Annotated in this window: 12 protein-coding genes and 1 other RNA gene; 11 read left to right on the plus strand and 2 right to left on the minus strand. The window is 65.1% G+C overall.

The genetic code is table 11. The features are described from left to right. Window positions 1–41: 41 nt before the first annotated feature. The gene (locus CV_RS02630) at window positions 42–533 is read left to right on the plus strand and encodes a hypothetical protein (protein WP_011134090.1); all 492 of its coding nucleotides are present in this window, start codon (window positions 42–44) and stop codon (window positions 531–533) included. Then, complete coding sequence (locus CV_RS02635; RefSeq protein WP_011134091.1) at window positions 533–1909, plus strand: sensor histidine kinase; 1377 nt, start codon at window positions 533–535, stop codon at window positions 1907–1909. The genes CV_RS02630 and CV_RS02635 overlap by 1 nt, the downstream gene beginning before the upstream one ends. Before the next feature lie 9 nt (window positions 1910–1918). Here the strand turns inward: CV_RS02635 and CV_RS02640 are convergent, their stop codons facing one another. Continuing rightward, window positions 1919–2821 carry a helix-turn-helix domain-containing protein gene (locus tag CV_RS02640; protein WP_011134092.1) on the minus strand — a complete coding sequence of 301 codons (903 nt, stop codon included), beginning with the start codon at window positions 2819–2821 and terminating at the stop codon, window positions 1919–1921. A 389-nt stretch (window positions 2822–3210) separates the two neighbouring features. Here CV_RS02640 and CV_RS02645 point away from each other — a divergent pair, with 389 nt between their 5' ends. The 4 genes from CV_RS02645 to CV_RS02660 all read left to right on the plus strand — a co-directional run bounded on the left by CV_RS02645 (window position 3211) and on the right by CV_RS02660 (window position 5514). Continuing rightward, window positions 3211–3468, plus strand: a complete 258-nt coding sequence (locus CV_RS02645; protein ID WP_011134093.1) for a hypothetical protein — start codon at window positions 3211–3213, stop codon at window positions 3466–3468. Between the two features lie 95 nt (window positions 3469–3563). Further along, window positions 3564–4028: a MarR family winged helix-turn-helix transcriptional regulator gene (locus CV_RS02650; RefSeq protein ID WP_011134094.1), complete on the plus strand. Its 465-nt coding sequence runs from the start codon at window positions 3564–3566 to the stop codon at window positions 4026–4028. Continuing rightward, window positions 4025–4597: a cysteine hydrolase family protein gene (locus CV_RS02655; protein ID WP_011134095.1), complete on the plus strand. Its 573-nt coding sequence runs from the start codon at window positions 4025–4027 to the stop codon at window positions 4595–4597. Before CV_RS02650 ends, CV_RS02655 begins: the two co-directional genes overlap by 4 nt. After that, window positions 4594–5514 carry an FUSC family protein gene (locus CV_RS02660; protein ID WP_043595350.1) on the plus strand — a complete coding sequence of 307 codons (921 nt, stop codon included), beginning with the start codon at window positions 4594–4596 and terminating at the stop codon, window positions 5512–5514. Before CV_RS02655 ends, CV_RS02660 begins: the two co-directional genes overlap by 4 nt. Before the next feature lie 5 nt (window positions 5515–5519). Here the strand turns inward: CV_RS02660 and CV_RS02665 are convergent, their stop codons facing one another. Continuing rightward, on the minus strand, window positions 5520–8684 hold the full coding sequence (locus CV_RS02665; protein ID WP_045051821.1) for a bifunctional diguanylate cyclase/phosphodiesterase: 3165 nt from the start codon (window positions 8682–8684) through the stop codon (window positions 5520–5522). Between the two features lie 106 nt (window positions 8685–8790). On the opposite strand from CV_RS02665, the gene rnpB reads away from it, so the two are divergent. The 5 genes from rnpB (at window position 8791) to purD (ending at window position 13884) form a co-directional block, all read left to right on the plus strand. Beyond that, window positions 8791–9250: RNase P RNA component class A (gene rnpB / locus CV_RS22465), an RNA gene on the plus strand. A 130-nt stretch (window positions 9251–9380) separates the two neighbouring features. Continuing rightward, window positions 9381–10439: a tRNA dihydrouridine synthase DusB gene (gene dusB / locus CV_RS02670; RefSeq protein WP_011134099.1), complete on the plus strand. Its 1059-nt coding sequence runs from the start codon at window positions 9381–9383 to the stop codon at window positions 10437–10439. Window positions 10440–10484: 45 nt separating this feature from the next. Next, on the plus strand, window positions 10485–10721 hold the full coding sequence (locus CV_RS02675; protein ID WP_011134100.1) for a helix-turn-helix domain-containing protein: 237 nt from the start codon (window positions 10485–10487) through the stop codon (window positions 10719–10721). Window positions 10722–10898: 177 nt separating this feature from the next. Further along, window positions 10899–12476: a bifunctional phosphoribosylaminoimidazolecarboxamide formyltransferase/IMP cyclohydrolase gene (gene purH / locus CV_RS02680; protein WP_011134101.1), complete on the plus strand. Its 1578-nt coding sequence runs from the start codon at window positions 10899–10901 to the stop codon at window positions 12474–12476. Window positions 12477–12606: 130 nt separating this feature from the next. Further along, complete coding sequence (purD, locus tag CV_RS02685; RefSeq protein ID WP_011134102.1) at window positions 12607–13884, plus strand: phosphoribosylamine--glycine ligase; 1278 nt, start codon at window positions 12607–12609, stop codon at window positions 13882–13884. Window positions 13885–13908 lie beyond the last annotated feature (24 nt).

Raw genomic sequence — 13908 nt, forward strand, 5'->3', positions numbered from 1 at the left:
GATCGGGCGGATGGCCGCCTTTGGGGCAGCAGGGGAGAGAAATGCGAAAAGGCATGGGGTTCTGGCTGGGCGGGCTGTTGTGGTTGGCGGGGGCCGGCATTGTCCAGGCCGCCGACGCCATTCTGGTGGTGAAGGGGAATATCGGCGTCTTCAATGACGCCGCGCGGCGCGAATACCGTTTCAGCGAGCAAGACTTGCTGAAGCTGCCGCAGCGGATTATCCAGACCAAGACAACATGGACGCCCAAGTCCGCATTCTCTGGCCCGGCAATCGACGATATTCTGCGGACGGCCGGCGCGCGCGGCGCCCAGATCGACGTTGTGACCTACGACGACTACAAGGTCACCCTGCCGATCAGCGACCTGGCTCGCTACCATCCGATCATGGCCCGCTTCCTCAACGGCAAGCCGTTGGAGCGACGCGATTTTGGCCCATTGTGGGTCATGTATCCGGTCAGCGATTTCTCTGAGTTGCAGAAAGTGAAGTCGGACGCCAAGCTGGCCTGGCAGGTCAGGTATATCGTGGTGCGCTGATGAAGCTCTATGCCAATGCCCAGCGCGGAAGGCCCTGGCTGATCTTTTTCTTCATGGTCGTCCTGTTGCCCATGCTGTGTTTCTTGTACGTGCAGAGCACGCTGTTCTCCAAGGACGCGTTGGAGCAGGCTGCGGGGCCGGGTGAAGGATATTACTGGGCCGCCTCGCAGTATCGCTACGCAGTGCAGCGTCTGTATGGCGAGGCCAATGCCTATGCGTTGGGCGTTGAGACGTTCGATGACCTGCAGATCGCCTACGATGTGCTGGAGTCTAAATACCTGGTGTTGAATCGTTCGGTTTCACCGCAACTGCGTAAGAATGCCGGCTACGCGGCCCTTCTGGAACGGATCGCCAGCTTCATGGCGCGCGCCGCTATGCTGTTTCCTGCGGCGCGACATGATGCCACGGTGATGAAATCGTTGAGAACCGCCTTGGACGAAATGTCCCCGGTGGTTGCGGAGCTGGTCATGGCGGCGCATCTGGAAGAGGTCAGGCTGCGGGACGCGTCGATCGAACAAACGCTGCGGCTGCGCAATTTCGCGCTGGGTTGTCTGATCGCCTGGGCTGTGCTGGCGGTGTTTCTGGCGCGAGAGCTGTGGAAGGCGATACGGCGGCAGGAAATCATTGAATTGCAGCGGGGTGTCATCGCTGCCGCGCGGCAGGCGAAAGAAGAGGCAGTGCAAACCGCGTTGGCGCGTTCCACGATGCTGTCCACGGTCAGCCACGAGATTCTGACGCCGTTACACACGATACAGGGCGGAGTGGAGCTGCTGTCCGATCAAATAGCCGATCCCAGGGCGCAACGGACCATCGCCAATGTCAGAACCGCTGCGGATTACCTGTCCAAGTTGATGCAGGATCTGCTGGACATGGGTAGGCTGGACGCAGGCCGGATGACGCTGAGGCCGGTGGTGTTTTCGCCAAGCCAATTGGTGGCAGGCGTCGTCGGGGAGTTCCAGCAGGCGGCGCGGGCCAAGGGCTTGCTTCTATCGTTTTCGGCGGCGGAGGCGGCGGGCCGGGAAGTATGCGCTGACGCGACTAGGGTCCGGCAGGTGGCCGGCAACCTGATTTCCAATGCGTTACGCTACACCGACCTAGGCGAAATCGGCGTGGAGCTGGCATTGGACCGGGATGCGCCGCAGCCCTGTCTGGTACTGGCGGTCAGCGATACCGGAATCGGCATACCGGAGCATGAGCGCGGCGCCTTGTTTGAGGCATTCAGCCAATGTAAGGGCAGGAACCGCGGTGGCGCGGGCATGGGATTGGCGATTGTCCGGAAAATTGCGGCGCTGATGGGAGGAGAGGCGTACCTGGCCAGCAGTGAGGCGGGCAAGGGCTCGGTGTTTGTCGCCCGCCTGCCGGTGGAAGAGGCGTGACTGATGCACTCAGCCCCGTTCCCGCAGGTCTTTTTTCAATTGAGCGATGATGGGCTTGAATAGCCCGGTTTTTTGAAAGTAGCGGACGCCGTGCTGGTCGATTGCCCGTTCGATCTCTAGCTCGCTGGCTTCGCCGGTGATCAGCATGATGGGTGTACCCGCATGCTGTCGGCGGATTTCCTCCATCAATCCCTCAGTGGTCTCGCCCCTTCCCATCGACCAGTCGAGAACAAAGGCGTCGTAGCGAGTGCGTTTCAAGGACTGGCTCAGGTCGGCGACGCAGGTATAGGTATCGGCCTCGTAGCCAGCTTGTTCTAGAAATCCCTGCATCACTTCAGCGGCTTCGGCGCGGTCATCTAATACCGCTACCCTGTAAGCACTGATCGATGCGTCTAGCCTCAGCGACGCATAGACGCGGTGCAAGGCTGCCTGTTCCGGCGCCTCGTCTCGGCCTCCCACCCACCAGCCGCCGTGTTCAGCATCTTTCCATCCGACCAGTTGTGCGTATTGCGCACTGCTTTGACATGAGATCCAGGCGATCATCGCTTCGCCGCCATCAGCCTCGCCTGGCGTCCTGGCTGCGACAGCCATGGCTTCCTGTGCAGGCAACCGGTCGCAGAGCAGCGTGGTTTGGATGCCGAGTCCTTGAAAAGTCAGACCGGGAAGCGGATTGCATCCGCTGTTTTCTGTCAGGCCGAGCAGATAGTCCGCCGAACAATGGATGGTTTTTGCGACCTTGGCTAATTCCTCGATATTGAAGGCGATTCCACCTTTCAGCTTGCGGTTTGCGCTGGAAAGATCGATCCCAAGCAGATCGCGCAGCCAGGCGGTGCGCTCGCGCTCGGCGATGCCTGTCGCATCGAGCAATTGAGCGAGCCGGACTAGGAAAAGAGATTTGAAGTCGTCAATCACGACGGGAGATTCTATTCGCTGAAAAAAAAATGCTAGCAGCAAACCGCAAGAATGACAAATAGAGAAAGCTACATGTCATTGCATTTTGTGCACTAATTATTTTTTTTGATTGCGCAAAATGCATATTTTGTGGCGAAATACAATGAATGAATGGTATGTTGGAGCTGCCAAAAGCATGAGTATCATTTTGGCATGTGATTGAGATTCGGCCGGAACTTATTGTTTTTATTGGAAGTTTATATTGATTGAAAGGGCGGGGGAGCCGTTCTCGGTGGTGTATTGCTGATATGAGCTTGATCTGGCTGGAGCCGGAAGGGCTGGCGCGGACTTTGGCATTGTGTTTGGCGTCCGTGCCGGCGCTGCGGCTGTTGACGTAAATGGGGGGACAGATGATCGCAGGCGAGTTGGCGTGGAAGATTGAAGACGACGATTACGCGGTGGATACGATACAAGGCCGACGGGTCATCGTCACCGCTCCAGTGATGTTGGGAGGAACGGGGTCCGACTGGGAAGGTGCGCCCATTTTCGGGCGGGATTATCTGGTTGATTTGTTGGCGTTGGGCTTGGTTCATCAGGTGTTGGATATCCAAGATGTGGAACGGGCGGTACGCAAGGCGAGTGAGCATGCCACGGAGAGGTGTGGCTGACGGCAAGCAGGAAAGTACGATCCAAGAATAGAGATTGTAAGAAGGAGAATTACAGTCGTATTGCTATGTTTATATAGCTATGTAAAAATAGATAAATGAGCCAAGCCGATTCTCTTCCGACCCTCGAAGCCAGCCTGTTGCGCCGGCAACTGATGTCCATGGTGCGCAGGCTGCGCCGCCAGGGCAGTATGGATGTCCTGCCTTTCGGGCTGCTGACCATCCTGGGCGCGATCGACCGCGCCGGCGGCGACATCACGCCGACCGAGCTGGCGCGCCGCGAGAACTTGCGTTCGTCCAACCTGGCCAGCGCGCTGCGCGAACTGGACGCTTCGGGACTGATCCGCCGCACCCAGGACCCGGACGACGGCCGCCGGGTGCGCGTCGGGCTGTCCGAAGCCGGCGAGGCGGCGCTGCGGCGCAACCGCCAGCTGCGCGACGGCTGGCTGCAGCAAGCGCTGCAGGGTCTGAGCGCCGAGGAGCGCGACATCCTGCTGCGGGCCGGCGCACTGCTGGAGCGGCTGGCCGCGTCCGAACCGACACCGATCAAGGAGCAAGCATGAAAACCGCATTGCTGACGCTGGACTACATCATCGACATCATGCATCCGCAGGGCCGAGTGGCGCGTTGCGCCGGCCACGCCGCCGAGCGCGGCGTGATCGCCGAGGCCAACCGCGCGATCGCGCTGGCGCGCGCGCGCGGTTGGCCGGTGATCCATGTCAAGGTGGGTTTTTCGCCGTCCTACGTCGAAATGCCGCAGGGCTCGGCCATCTTCAGCCGCGCGGCCGAATTGCAGGCGCTGAACCTGCAGGGCGAGGGCACCGCCTTCCATCCCGACCTGGACGTGCGCCCGGAGGACGCGGTGGTCGCCAAGCACCGCGTCAGCCCCTTCTACGCCACCGGCCTGGAAGCGGTGCTGCGCGCGCAGCGCATCGAGCGGCTGGTGGTGGCCGGCGTCAGCAGCACCTGGGCGGTGCAAGCCGCGGTGCGCGACGCGCACGACCGCGACTACCGCGTGCTGGTGCTGGAGCCCGCCTGCGCGGCGGCCAGCGAGGAGGAGCACCAGATGTCGATGCGGCAACTGGCGACGATCGCCGGCATCGTCACCCAGGAGCAGCTGGAGGCGGTGTGACCGCCGCGCTGGCGCGGCACTGCGACGGTTATCTGGCCTCGCGGTCCGCAGTCCTGCTGTTGCCGGCGCTGGCCATGGCGTTGGCGGCCGGCGACGCGCGCTGGCTGAGCGGCGGCATGCTGGCGGCGTGCTGTTTGATCGCGATGGAGCGCGGCCGGCTGGGTGCGCTCGCCAGTCTGGTCCAGGCCGGGTCGGCGCTGGGCGGGGTTTTGCTGCTGGCCTGGCTGTGGCGCTGGTCCGCCAGCTTCGCGCTGGCCTGCGGCCTGGCCGCCGAGCTGGGATGCCGGCTGGGTCGCCATCGCGCCGCCTGGCGCTCGGTCGCCAACTTCACCTTCATTCCGGCCTTGTACCTGGCTTATGAGATGGCCGAGCGCGGCGCGTCCCCGCTGGCGGAACTGCCCTGGCTCGCGGGCGGCGCGCTGGCCGCCTGGGCGCTGCATCTGCTGGCCGGCCGCCGCGGCGGCGCCGAGCGCAAGCCGGGCGAGGCGCCTGCGTTCGGGCTGGCTTTCGTCTGCGTCGGCCTGCTGGCCTGGTGGGCGGCGGCAAACCGTTTGCCTGGCGGGCAATGGCTGGTGTGGTCCGCGGCCAGCGTCTGCGTCGGCGGCTGGTCCGCGGCGCGGGACAAGAGCTGGCAGCGCGTCAGCGCCGCGCTGGTGGGCGTGCCTTGCGGCGTGGGGCTGGGGCTGTTGTTGAACGACAGCGCGCCGCTGGCCTTGGGCATGGCCGCGGCCGGCATGCTGAGCCTGACGCTGTTCCGCGCCTACCGCCCGGCCTTCGCCGTCCGCAGTGCGCTGGCGTCGGCGCACCTGACGTTGATCGGCGGAATGGGTCTGGCGCGCTTGCTGGATGTTGGCGCGGCCGCCGCGCTGGTGTTGCTGGTATTGGCCGTCGGCGGCTGGCTGGCTTCGCCGCGCTGAGCGGCCTAGGCCGTTGCCATGGGACGCCGCTGTTGCTGCTCCAGCCGCCGCGTCATCATTTCCTCGGCCAGCGGGCTGCCCAGCAGGTAGCCCTGCATCGCCTCGCAGCCCAGCGTCTGCAGGAAGCGCTGCTGGTTCTCGTTTTCTACGCCCTCGGCCAGCGTTTCCATGCCCAGCGCGCCGGCCAGGTGGACGATGGCGCTGACGATGGCGGCATTCTCCTCGTCGCCGGGCAGGTCGCTGATGAAGGAGCGGTCTATCTTCACCAGGTCCGGCGCGAAGCGCTTCAGGTAGGCGAGGCTGGAGTAGCCGGTGCCGAAATCGTCGATCGCCAGCCGCACGCCCATCGCCTTGATCACCGCCAGCTGGCGCGAGGCCAGGTCGGCGTCGGCCATCAGCGTGCTCTCGGTCACCTCCAGCTCCAGGCAGTGGCCGGGCAGCGCGTGCCGCTGCAGCGCCTCGCGCACGTCGTCGATGAAGTCGTGGCGCATCAGCTGATGGGCGGACACATTGACCGCCACCCGCATCGGCTCCAGTCCGGCGCGCAGCCACAGGCTGGCCTGGCGGCAGGCCTGGTCCAGCACCCAGCGGCCCAGCGGCACGATCAGGCCGGTGTCCTCGGCCACCGGGATGAAGCGGCCGGGCATGATCAAGCCTTCGTCCGGGTCGCGCCAGCGCAGCAGCGCCTCGCAGCCCAGCAGCCGCTGGCCGGCCATATCGTATTGCGGCTGGTAGACCAGGTAGAGCTGCTCCTGCTCCATCGCGCGCCGCAGCCGGTTCTCCATCAGCAGCCGCTCGGCCACCTGGGTGTTCATCTCGCGGGTGTAGAAGCGGAAGGTGTTCCGGCCGTGCGCCTTGGCGTGGTACATCGCCAGGTCGGCGTTCATCAGCAGGGTCTGGATGTCGCTGCCGTCGTCCGGCATCAGGCTGATGCCTATGCTGCAGCCGACCACCAGCGAATGCTCGCCGATCTGGAACGGCTGCTGGATGGTGCGCAGGATGCGCTCGGCGATCTGCGCCGCCTCGCCGGGCTGGTTGATCGATGGCAGGATCAGCACGAACTCGTCGCCGCCGGTGCGGCCGACGGTGTCTAGGCCGCGCACCGCGCCGGCCAGCCGCCGCGCCACTTCCTTCAGCAGCTCGTCGCCGGCGCAGTGGCCCAGGGTGTCGTTGATGTTCTTGAAATGGTCGAGGTCGACGAACAGCACCGCCAGCTGGTTGTGCTGCAGTTCGGCCTGGCGTATCGCCTGGTGCAGGCGGTCGTTGACCAGCACGCGGTTGGGCAGGTCGGTCAGCGCGTCGTACTCGGCCATGTGCTGGACCCGCGCCTCCTGCTCCTTGCGCTCGGAGATGTCGGTGAACAGCGCGACGAAATGGCTGATCTCGCCCTGGCCGTCCTGCAGCACGCTGATGTTGACCCAGCAGGGGAAGTGCTCGCCGCTCTTGCGCCGGTTCCAGATCTCGCCCGACCACTGGCCGCGCTGCTGCAGCGTCTGCCACATTTGCTGGAAGAAGGCCGGCTCGTGGCGGTCGGAGAACAGCATCGAGGCCTTGCTGCCGCGGACTTCGGCCTCGCCGTAGCCGGTGATGTGGCCGAAGGCGCGGTTGACGGTGAGGATGCGGTTGTCCGGATCGGAGATCAGGATGGCCTCGTTGCTGGATTCGAACACCTGGGCCGCCAGCCTGAGCTGGCGCTCGGTCTGGCGGCGGCCGCTGATGTCGCGCGCGGTGGCGCACAGATAGGCGTCGCCCTGGTAGTTGAGCTGGTTGACGGTGACTTCCAGGTAGCGCTCGGATTCGCCCTCGCCGTCCTGGGTCTCGAAGGTGAGCGGGTAGGCGCCGCCCGGGTGGCGGAACAGCGCCTCCGCCAGCTGCGGCGTCTGCAGCAGGGCCTGGTTGCGGTACACCACTTCGCCTTGCTTGTCGCGCAGCGCGACCAGTTCGGTGGCGTTGTCGATCATGAAATGGCTGAGCCTCAACTCCCGCGCCTGCTCCTTCAGCGACAGGTGGCTCTGCGCCAGGTCCTGCTGGTAGCGGCGCACCAGCGCGCCCACCCAGCGCACGAAATACCAGCACAGCAGGCCGGCGCACAGCATGGCCACCAGGGTCATGCCCAGCGTGGCCAGGATGCGCTCGGCCAGCCGGCTTTTCAGCCGTTGCGCGGCGCGCAGGCTGTCGTCCCGTATCGTCTGCACCTTGACGCTGGTGACCAGCGTCCAGTCCCAGCCCGGCAGCTGCCTGGCGTAGGCGAGATAGCTGTCGGCGGCCAGGCCGGCGTCGTCCTGTTGGCTGTACTCGACGAAACCGCCGCGTTTGCCCAGCTGCACCAGCTGTTCGATGCGGGCGCGCTCGGCGGCCGGCAGTTTGCGGTACGGTTTGCCGACCAGCGCCGGCCGGGTCGGGTACAGCCGGATGATGCCGCCGCCATCCACGATCATCAGCTCGCCGCCGGATTGGCCGGCGCGCATCCGCGCCAGGGTGTCCAGGCCTTGCTGCTGCAGCGCCGCTTCCACATTGCTGATGTATTCGCCGCTGCCGATCAGCCAGCCGTAGCGCGGGAAACGGCGGGCGTAGGTGATCTTGTCGTCCATGCGGCCGGTGCCGGGCAGGTACCAGCGGTAGGCGGAGAAGCCGCGGCCGGCGGAATTGTCCACCGAGTCCAGCAGCCCCTGCATGATGTAGCGGCCATGGTCGTCGCGGTTGTCCAGCAGCGAGCGGCCCTCGCGCTCCGGCGCGGTGGGCAGCAGCACGCAGTGGCCGTCCAGGGTGTCGATGAAGAAATAGCCGCGGCCGTCGAAGTAGCGCAGCGGCCGCAGCGCCTCGACGATCAGCTGCTGCACCCGCCGCGGGCTTTGGCGCGCGTGCTCGCGGCGCCAGATGGCGTCGGCCAGGCTCCAGGCCTGGTCCACCTGCTCGCGCAGCTGGTGGCGCATGGTGTCGTTGGTGCGTTCGCGCAGCGCCGACAGCAGCAGCGCGGCGTGGTCGGCGTAGGCCTGCAGGCCGTCGCGCGCGCGCGCGGTCGCCTCCTGTTCGATGTTCTGCCGTCCGGATTGGAAATCGTGCCAGCTCATCATCAGGAAGTAGCTGGCCAGGGTCAGCGCCAGCGCGAACACGATGGCCAGGGTGCCGAACAGCTGCAGGCGCGACAGCCGGGCTGGGTTCCACTCCATCACGGTCTCGGGACTTCGAAAAGGGATGGTCAGTATACGGGATTATCCTGAATGTCATGAAAAATTGTCGGGCGGCGCTATCCAAATTCCGTTAAAATCGCGCCCGGGAGTTGGCCAGGCAATCGCCGCGTCCGCGAGGACGGGGAGGAAAGTCCGGGCTCCGCAGAGCAGGATGCCGGCTAACGGCCGGGCGCCGCGAGGCGACGGAAAGTGGAACAGAGAGCTGAACCGCCGATGGCCGGACTTGTCGACCGCGAGGTCGACAAAGTCTTTTCCCGGGGCTTGCCCCGGAAAAACCCGCAAGGGCGGATCAGGCAAGGGTGAAAAGGTGTACCGGGAGGCGCAAGCCGGCCCGGACGGGCGGGGCAACCCGCTCGCGGTAAGAGCGCACCGCGGACGTGGCGACACGGACGGCAGGCTAAACCCCATCCGGAGCAAGACCAAATAGGGGGACGCCAACGTGGCTCGCGTTGTCCCCGGGTAGGTTGCTTGAGCCTGTCGGCAACGGCAGGCCTAGAGGAATGATTGTCCAACGACAGAACCCGGCTTATCGGCCGACTCCCACCCCATTCCTGTCGGCCGCGATTACTCGCGGCTATCGAATCTGCTTAAAAAATAAGCAAAAATTTTTCCCGTCCGGCGAAAATCGCTATACAATACCGACCCTTCCCAGCCATTACCCGTAATTTATTCGTCATGCAGATAGGACCGCACCAACTGAAAAACCGGCTGATCGTGGCACCGATGGCCGGGGTGACGGACAGGCCCTTCCGCATGCTGTGCAAACGGCTGGGGGCGGGGATGGCCGTTTCCGAGATGATCACCGCCAACAAGGCGCTGTGGACCACGCCCAAGACGCTGCGCCGCGCCAATCATGAAGGCGAGGTCGAGCCCATCGTGGTGCAGATCGCCGGCGGCGAGCCGCAGATGCTGGCCGACGCGGCCAGGCTGAACGTCGAGCACGGCGCCCAGATCATCGACATCAATATGGGCTGTCCGGCGAAGAAGGTGTGCAACGTGGCCGCCGGTTCGGCGCTGCTGCGCGACCTGGACAACGTCGGCCGCATCCTGGAAGCGGTGGTGAAGGCGGTGGACGTGCCGGTGACGCTGAAGACCCGCACCGGCTGGAGCCGCGAGGTGAAAACGGCGCTGGCGGTGGCGAAGATGGCGGAAGACGCCGGCATCGCCGCTTTGGCGCTGCACGGCCGCACCCGCGAGGACATGTACCGCGGCGACGCCGAGTACGACACGATACGCGCGGTCAAGCAGGCGGTGTCCATCCCGGTGGTGGCGAACGGCGACATCGATTCTCCGCAGAAGGCGCGCCACGTGCTCGACTATACCGGCGCCGACGCGATCATGATAGGCCGCGCGGCGCAGGGGCGGCCGTGGATCTTCCGCGAGATCCAGCATTACCTGGAAACCGGGATCGAATTGCCGCCGCCGATGGTGGGCGAGATCCGCGAGCTGATGCTGGGCCATCTGGACGAGCTTTACGGTTTTTACGGCGAGTATTCGGGCTGCCGCATCGCCCGCAAGCACATCGCCTGGTACACCAAGGGGCTGGCGGGCGGCAACGCCTTCCGCCAACAGATGTACAAGCTGGAAAGCACCGACGAGCAGCGGCGCGCGGTGGGTGAGTATTTCTCCCGACTGAGCGACGCCGGCGATCGTCTAAGCTATGTAGTCGAGGATGAGGACAAGTTGGACCGCGACGGCGGCGCCGTGGCGGAGGGCGAGGCCTGCGGCGCTTGACGCGGCAGCCTTGTGGGACCCTGACTTCTGGACACTAATAACAAGATGCAAAACAACGATCACATATCGCAGTCGGTGAGGCTGGCGATGGAACAGTACTTTCGCGATCTGGACGGCGAGGCGCCGTCCGCCATCTACGACATGGTGCTCGCCTGTGTCGAGAAGCCGCTGCTGGAGGTGGTGCTGATACACACCCAAGGCAACCAGACGCGGGCGGCGGAGTTGCTGGGGTTGAACCGCAACACGCTCCGCAAGAAGATGAAGTCGTATGATTTGATTTGAAGATAACCGGCCAAGCCTGCACAGGATGGCCGGTTTTTTTTGCCCCTCTCGCGCGGCGAGCCTTGGGGCTGGGGATTCGATGGACAGGCTGCCGGAGTTGAAATCGAGCCGATGCGCGTCGTCGGCGGCCTGGACCGGTTTTTTTGTGTTCATCCATAGCCAAAGCGGTAGAGAAACATGACCAAGATCGAACGAGCGCTGATCAGCGTGTCCGACAAGAACGGTGTGCTGGAATTCGCCAGGGAGCTGTCCGCCCTGGGCGTGCACATCCTGTCCACCGGCGGCACCGCCAAGCTGCTGCTGGAAGCCGGCCTGCCGGTGACCGAAGTGTCCGATTACACCGGCTTCCCAGAAATGCTGGACGGCCGCGTCAAGACGCTGCATCCCAAGGTGCACGGCGGCATCCTCGGCCGGCGCGACCTGCCCGAGCATGTGGCCACCATGGCCGAGCACGGCATCGGCAACATCGACCTGGTCTGCGTCAACCTCTACCCGTTCGAGGCCACCGTCGCCAATCCGGACTGTTCGCTGGAGGACGCGATCGAGAACATCGACATCGGCGGTCCGACCATGGTGCGCTCCGCCGCCAAGAACTGGGCGCACGTCGCCATCGTCACCGACAGCGCCGACTATCCGGCGCTGGTGGGCGAGCTGAAGGCCAACGGCGGCCGGCTTGCCAAGGCCACCCGCTTCGAGCTGGCCAAGAAGGCGTTTACCCACACCGCCGCCTACGACGGCGCCATCTCCAACTACCTGACCAGCCTGGCCGAGGGCGTGGTGGCGGGCAAGCCGGAGCGCGTGGCCTTCCCGAACCGCCTGAACGCCCAGTTCATCAAGGTGCAGGACATGCGCTACGGCGAGAACCCGCACCAAGCCGCCGCCTTCTACCGCGACCTGGACCCGGCCGCCGGCAGCATCGCCCACTACAAGCAGCTGCAGGGCAAGGAGCTGTCGTACAACAACATCGCCGACGCCGACGCGGCCTGGGAGGCGGTGAAGACCTTCGAGCAAACCGCCTGCGTGATCGTCAAGCACGCCAACCCGTGCGGCGTGGCGGTCGGTCCGGACACGCTGTCCGCCTACAAGCTGGCCTTCGCCACCGACACCACCAGCGCCTTCGGCGGCATCATCGCCTTCAACCGCCCGGTGGACGCGGCCACGGTCGAGGCCGTCACCGGCCAGTTCCTGGAAGTGCTGATCGCGCCGTCCTTCACCGAGGAAGCCAAGGCCATCATCGCCGCCAAGAAGAACGTGCGCGTGCTGGAGATTCCGCTGGAATCCGGCGCCAACCGCTTCGAGCTGAAGCGCGTCGGCGGCGGCGTGCTGGTGCAGACGCCTGACATCCGCAACGTGGGCCTGGACGAGCTGCGCGTGGTCAGCAAGCGCCAGCCGACGCCGCAGGAAATGTCGGACCTGCTGTTCGCCTGGCGCGTGGCCAAGTTCGTCAAGTCCAACGCCATCGTGTTCTGCAAGGACGGCCAGACCGCCGGCATCGGCGCCGGCCAGATGAGCCGCGTCGACTCCACCCGCATCGCCGCCCGCAAGGCGCAGGACGCCGGGCTCAGCCTGGCCGGCGCGGTGGCGGCGTCTGACGCCTTCTTCCCGTTCCGCGACGGCATCGACGTCATCGCCGAGCAGGGCATCAAGGCCATCATCCAGCCGGGCGGCTCGATGCGCGACGAGGAAGTCTTCGCCGCCGCCGACGAGCACGGCATCGCGCTGGTGTTGACCGGCGTGCGCCATTTCCGCCACTGAGAACGGCGGGCGAGCCGCCGCGTTCCGATGGAAACGGCGGTAATGAAATCGACTTGGCGCTATGCTATTTAAATAGTGGCCAACAGGCGGCGGCGCTGGCCGCCGCTTCACACAATAGAATGGAAATCCGATGAAAGTTCTCGTGATCGGCTCCGGCGGCCGCGAGCACGCGCTGGCCTGGCGCATTGGCAAGTCCAAGCGCGTGTCCAAGGTATTCGTCGCGCCGGGCAACGCCGGCACCGCGCAGGATGCGAACCTGACCAATATCGCGGCCAATGGCGTGGCCGAATGGCTGGCCTTCGCCAAGGAAGAGAAGATAGACCTGACTGTGGTCGGCCCCGAGGCGCCGCTGGCCGCCGGTGTGGTGGACGCCTTTCGCAACGAGGGCCTGAAGGTGTTCGGCCCGACGCAGTTCTGCGCGCAGCTGGAAAGCTCCAAGGATTTCGCCAAGGCCTTCATGCAGCGCCACGGCATTCCCACCGCCGGCTACCAGACCTTCACCGACGCCGCGGCCGCGCATGGCTACGTCGACGGCAAGGGCGCGCCCATCGTGATCAAGGCCGACGGCCTGGCCGCCGGCAAGGGCGTGGTGGTGGCGATGACGCTGGACGAGGCGCACGCCGCCATCGACGACATGCTGCTGGGGAACAAAATGGGCGAGGCCGGCAGCCGCGTGGTGATCGAGGATTTCCTCGTCGGCGAGGAAGCCAGCTTCATCGTGATGGTGGACGGCGAGCATGTGCTGCCGATGGCCACCAGCCAGGACCACAAGCGGCTGCTGGACAACGACCAGGGTCCGAACACCGGCGGCATGGGCGCCTACAGCCCGGCGCCGGTGGTGACGCCGGAAGTACATAATCGCGTGATGCGCGAAATCATCCAGCCGGTGGTGCAGGGCATGAAGAAGGACGGCCATGCGTACACCGGCTTCCTGTACGCCGGGCTGATGATAGGCGACGACGGCCATCCCAAGGTGATCGAGTTCAACTGCCGCTTCGGCGATCCGGAAACCCAGCCCATCATGGCGCGCTTGAAGACCGATTTCACCGTGCTCTTGGAAGCCGGCGTCAACGGCAGGCTGGACAAGGTGGAAGCGGAATGGGACCGCCGCGTCGCGCTGGGCGTGGTGCTGGCCGCCGCCGGCTACCCGGATGCGCCGCGCAAGGGCGACGCCATCCACGGCATTCCCGCCGAGAGCGAGGACGGCATCGTGTTCCACGCCGGCACCGTGTTCGACGAGCAGCATCAGCTGCGTGCCAGCGGCGGCCGCGTGCTGTGCGCGGTGGGCCTGGGCGACAGCGTCAAGATGGCGCAGGGCCGGGCCTACCAGTTGGCCGACGCCATCGAGTTCGCCGGCAAGCAGTTCCGCCGCGATATCGGCGCGCGGGCGATCGGACGGAAGCACTGAGCTTGCTCCCTGGAATGAAAAACA

The organism is Chromobacterium violaceum ATCC 12472, assembly GCF_000007705.1.
GTDB lineage: Bacteria > Pseudomonadota > Gammaproteobacteria > Burkholderiales > Chromobacteriaceae > Chromobacterium > Chromobacterium violaceum.

Coding starts and splice junctions, on each gene's coding strand:
- CV_RS02630 (WP_011134090.1), top strand. CDS start 42: ATGCGAAAAGGCATGGGGTTCTGGCTGGGCGGGCTGTTGTGGTTGGCG.
- CV_RS02635 (WP_011134091.1), top strand. CDS start 533: ATGAAGCTCTATGCCAATGCCCAGCGCGGAAGGCCCTGGCTGATCTTT.
- CV_RS02645 (WP_011134093.1), top strand. CDS start 3,211: ATGATCGCAGGCGAGTTGGCGTGGAAGATTGAAGACGACGATTACGCG.
- CV_RS02650 (WP_011134094.1), top strand. CDS start 3,564: ATGAGCCAAGCCGATTCTCTTCCGACCCTCGAAGCCAGCCTGTTGCGC.
- CV_RS02655 (WP_011134095.1), top strand. CDS start 4,025: ATGAAAACCGCATTGCTGACGCTGGACTACATCATCGACATCATGCAT.
- CV_RS02665 (WP_045051821.1), bottom strand. CDS start 8,684: ATGGAGTGGAACCCAGCCCGGCTGTCGCGCCTGCAGCTGTTCGGCACC.
- dusB (WP_011134099.1), top strand. CDS start 9,381: ATGCAGATAGGACCGCACCAACTGAAAAACCGGCTGATCGTGGCACCG.
- CV_RS02675 (WP_011134100.1), top strand. CDS start 10,485: ATGCAAAACAACGATCACATATCGCAGTCGGTGAGGCTGGCGATGGAA.
- purH (WP_011134101.1), top strand. CDS start 10,899: ATGACCAAGATCGAACGAGCGCTGATCAGCGTGTCCGACAAGAACGGT.
- purD (WP_011134102.1), top strand. CDS start 12,607: ATGAAAGTTCTCGTGATCGGCTCCGGCGGCCGCGAGCACGCGCTGGCC.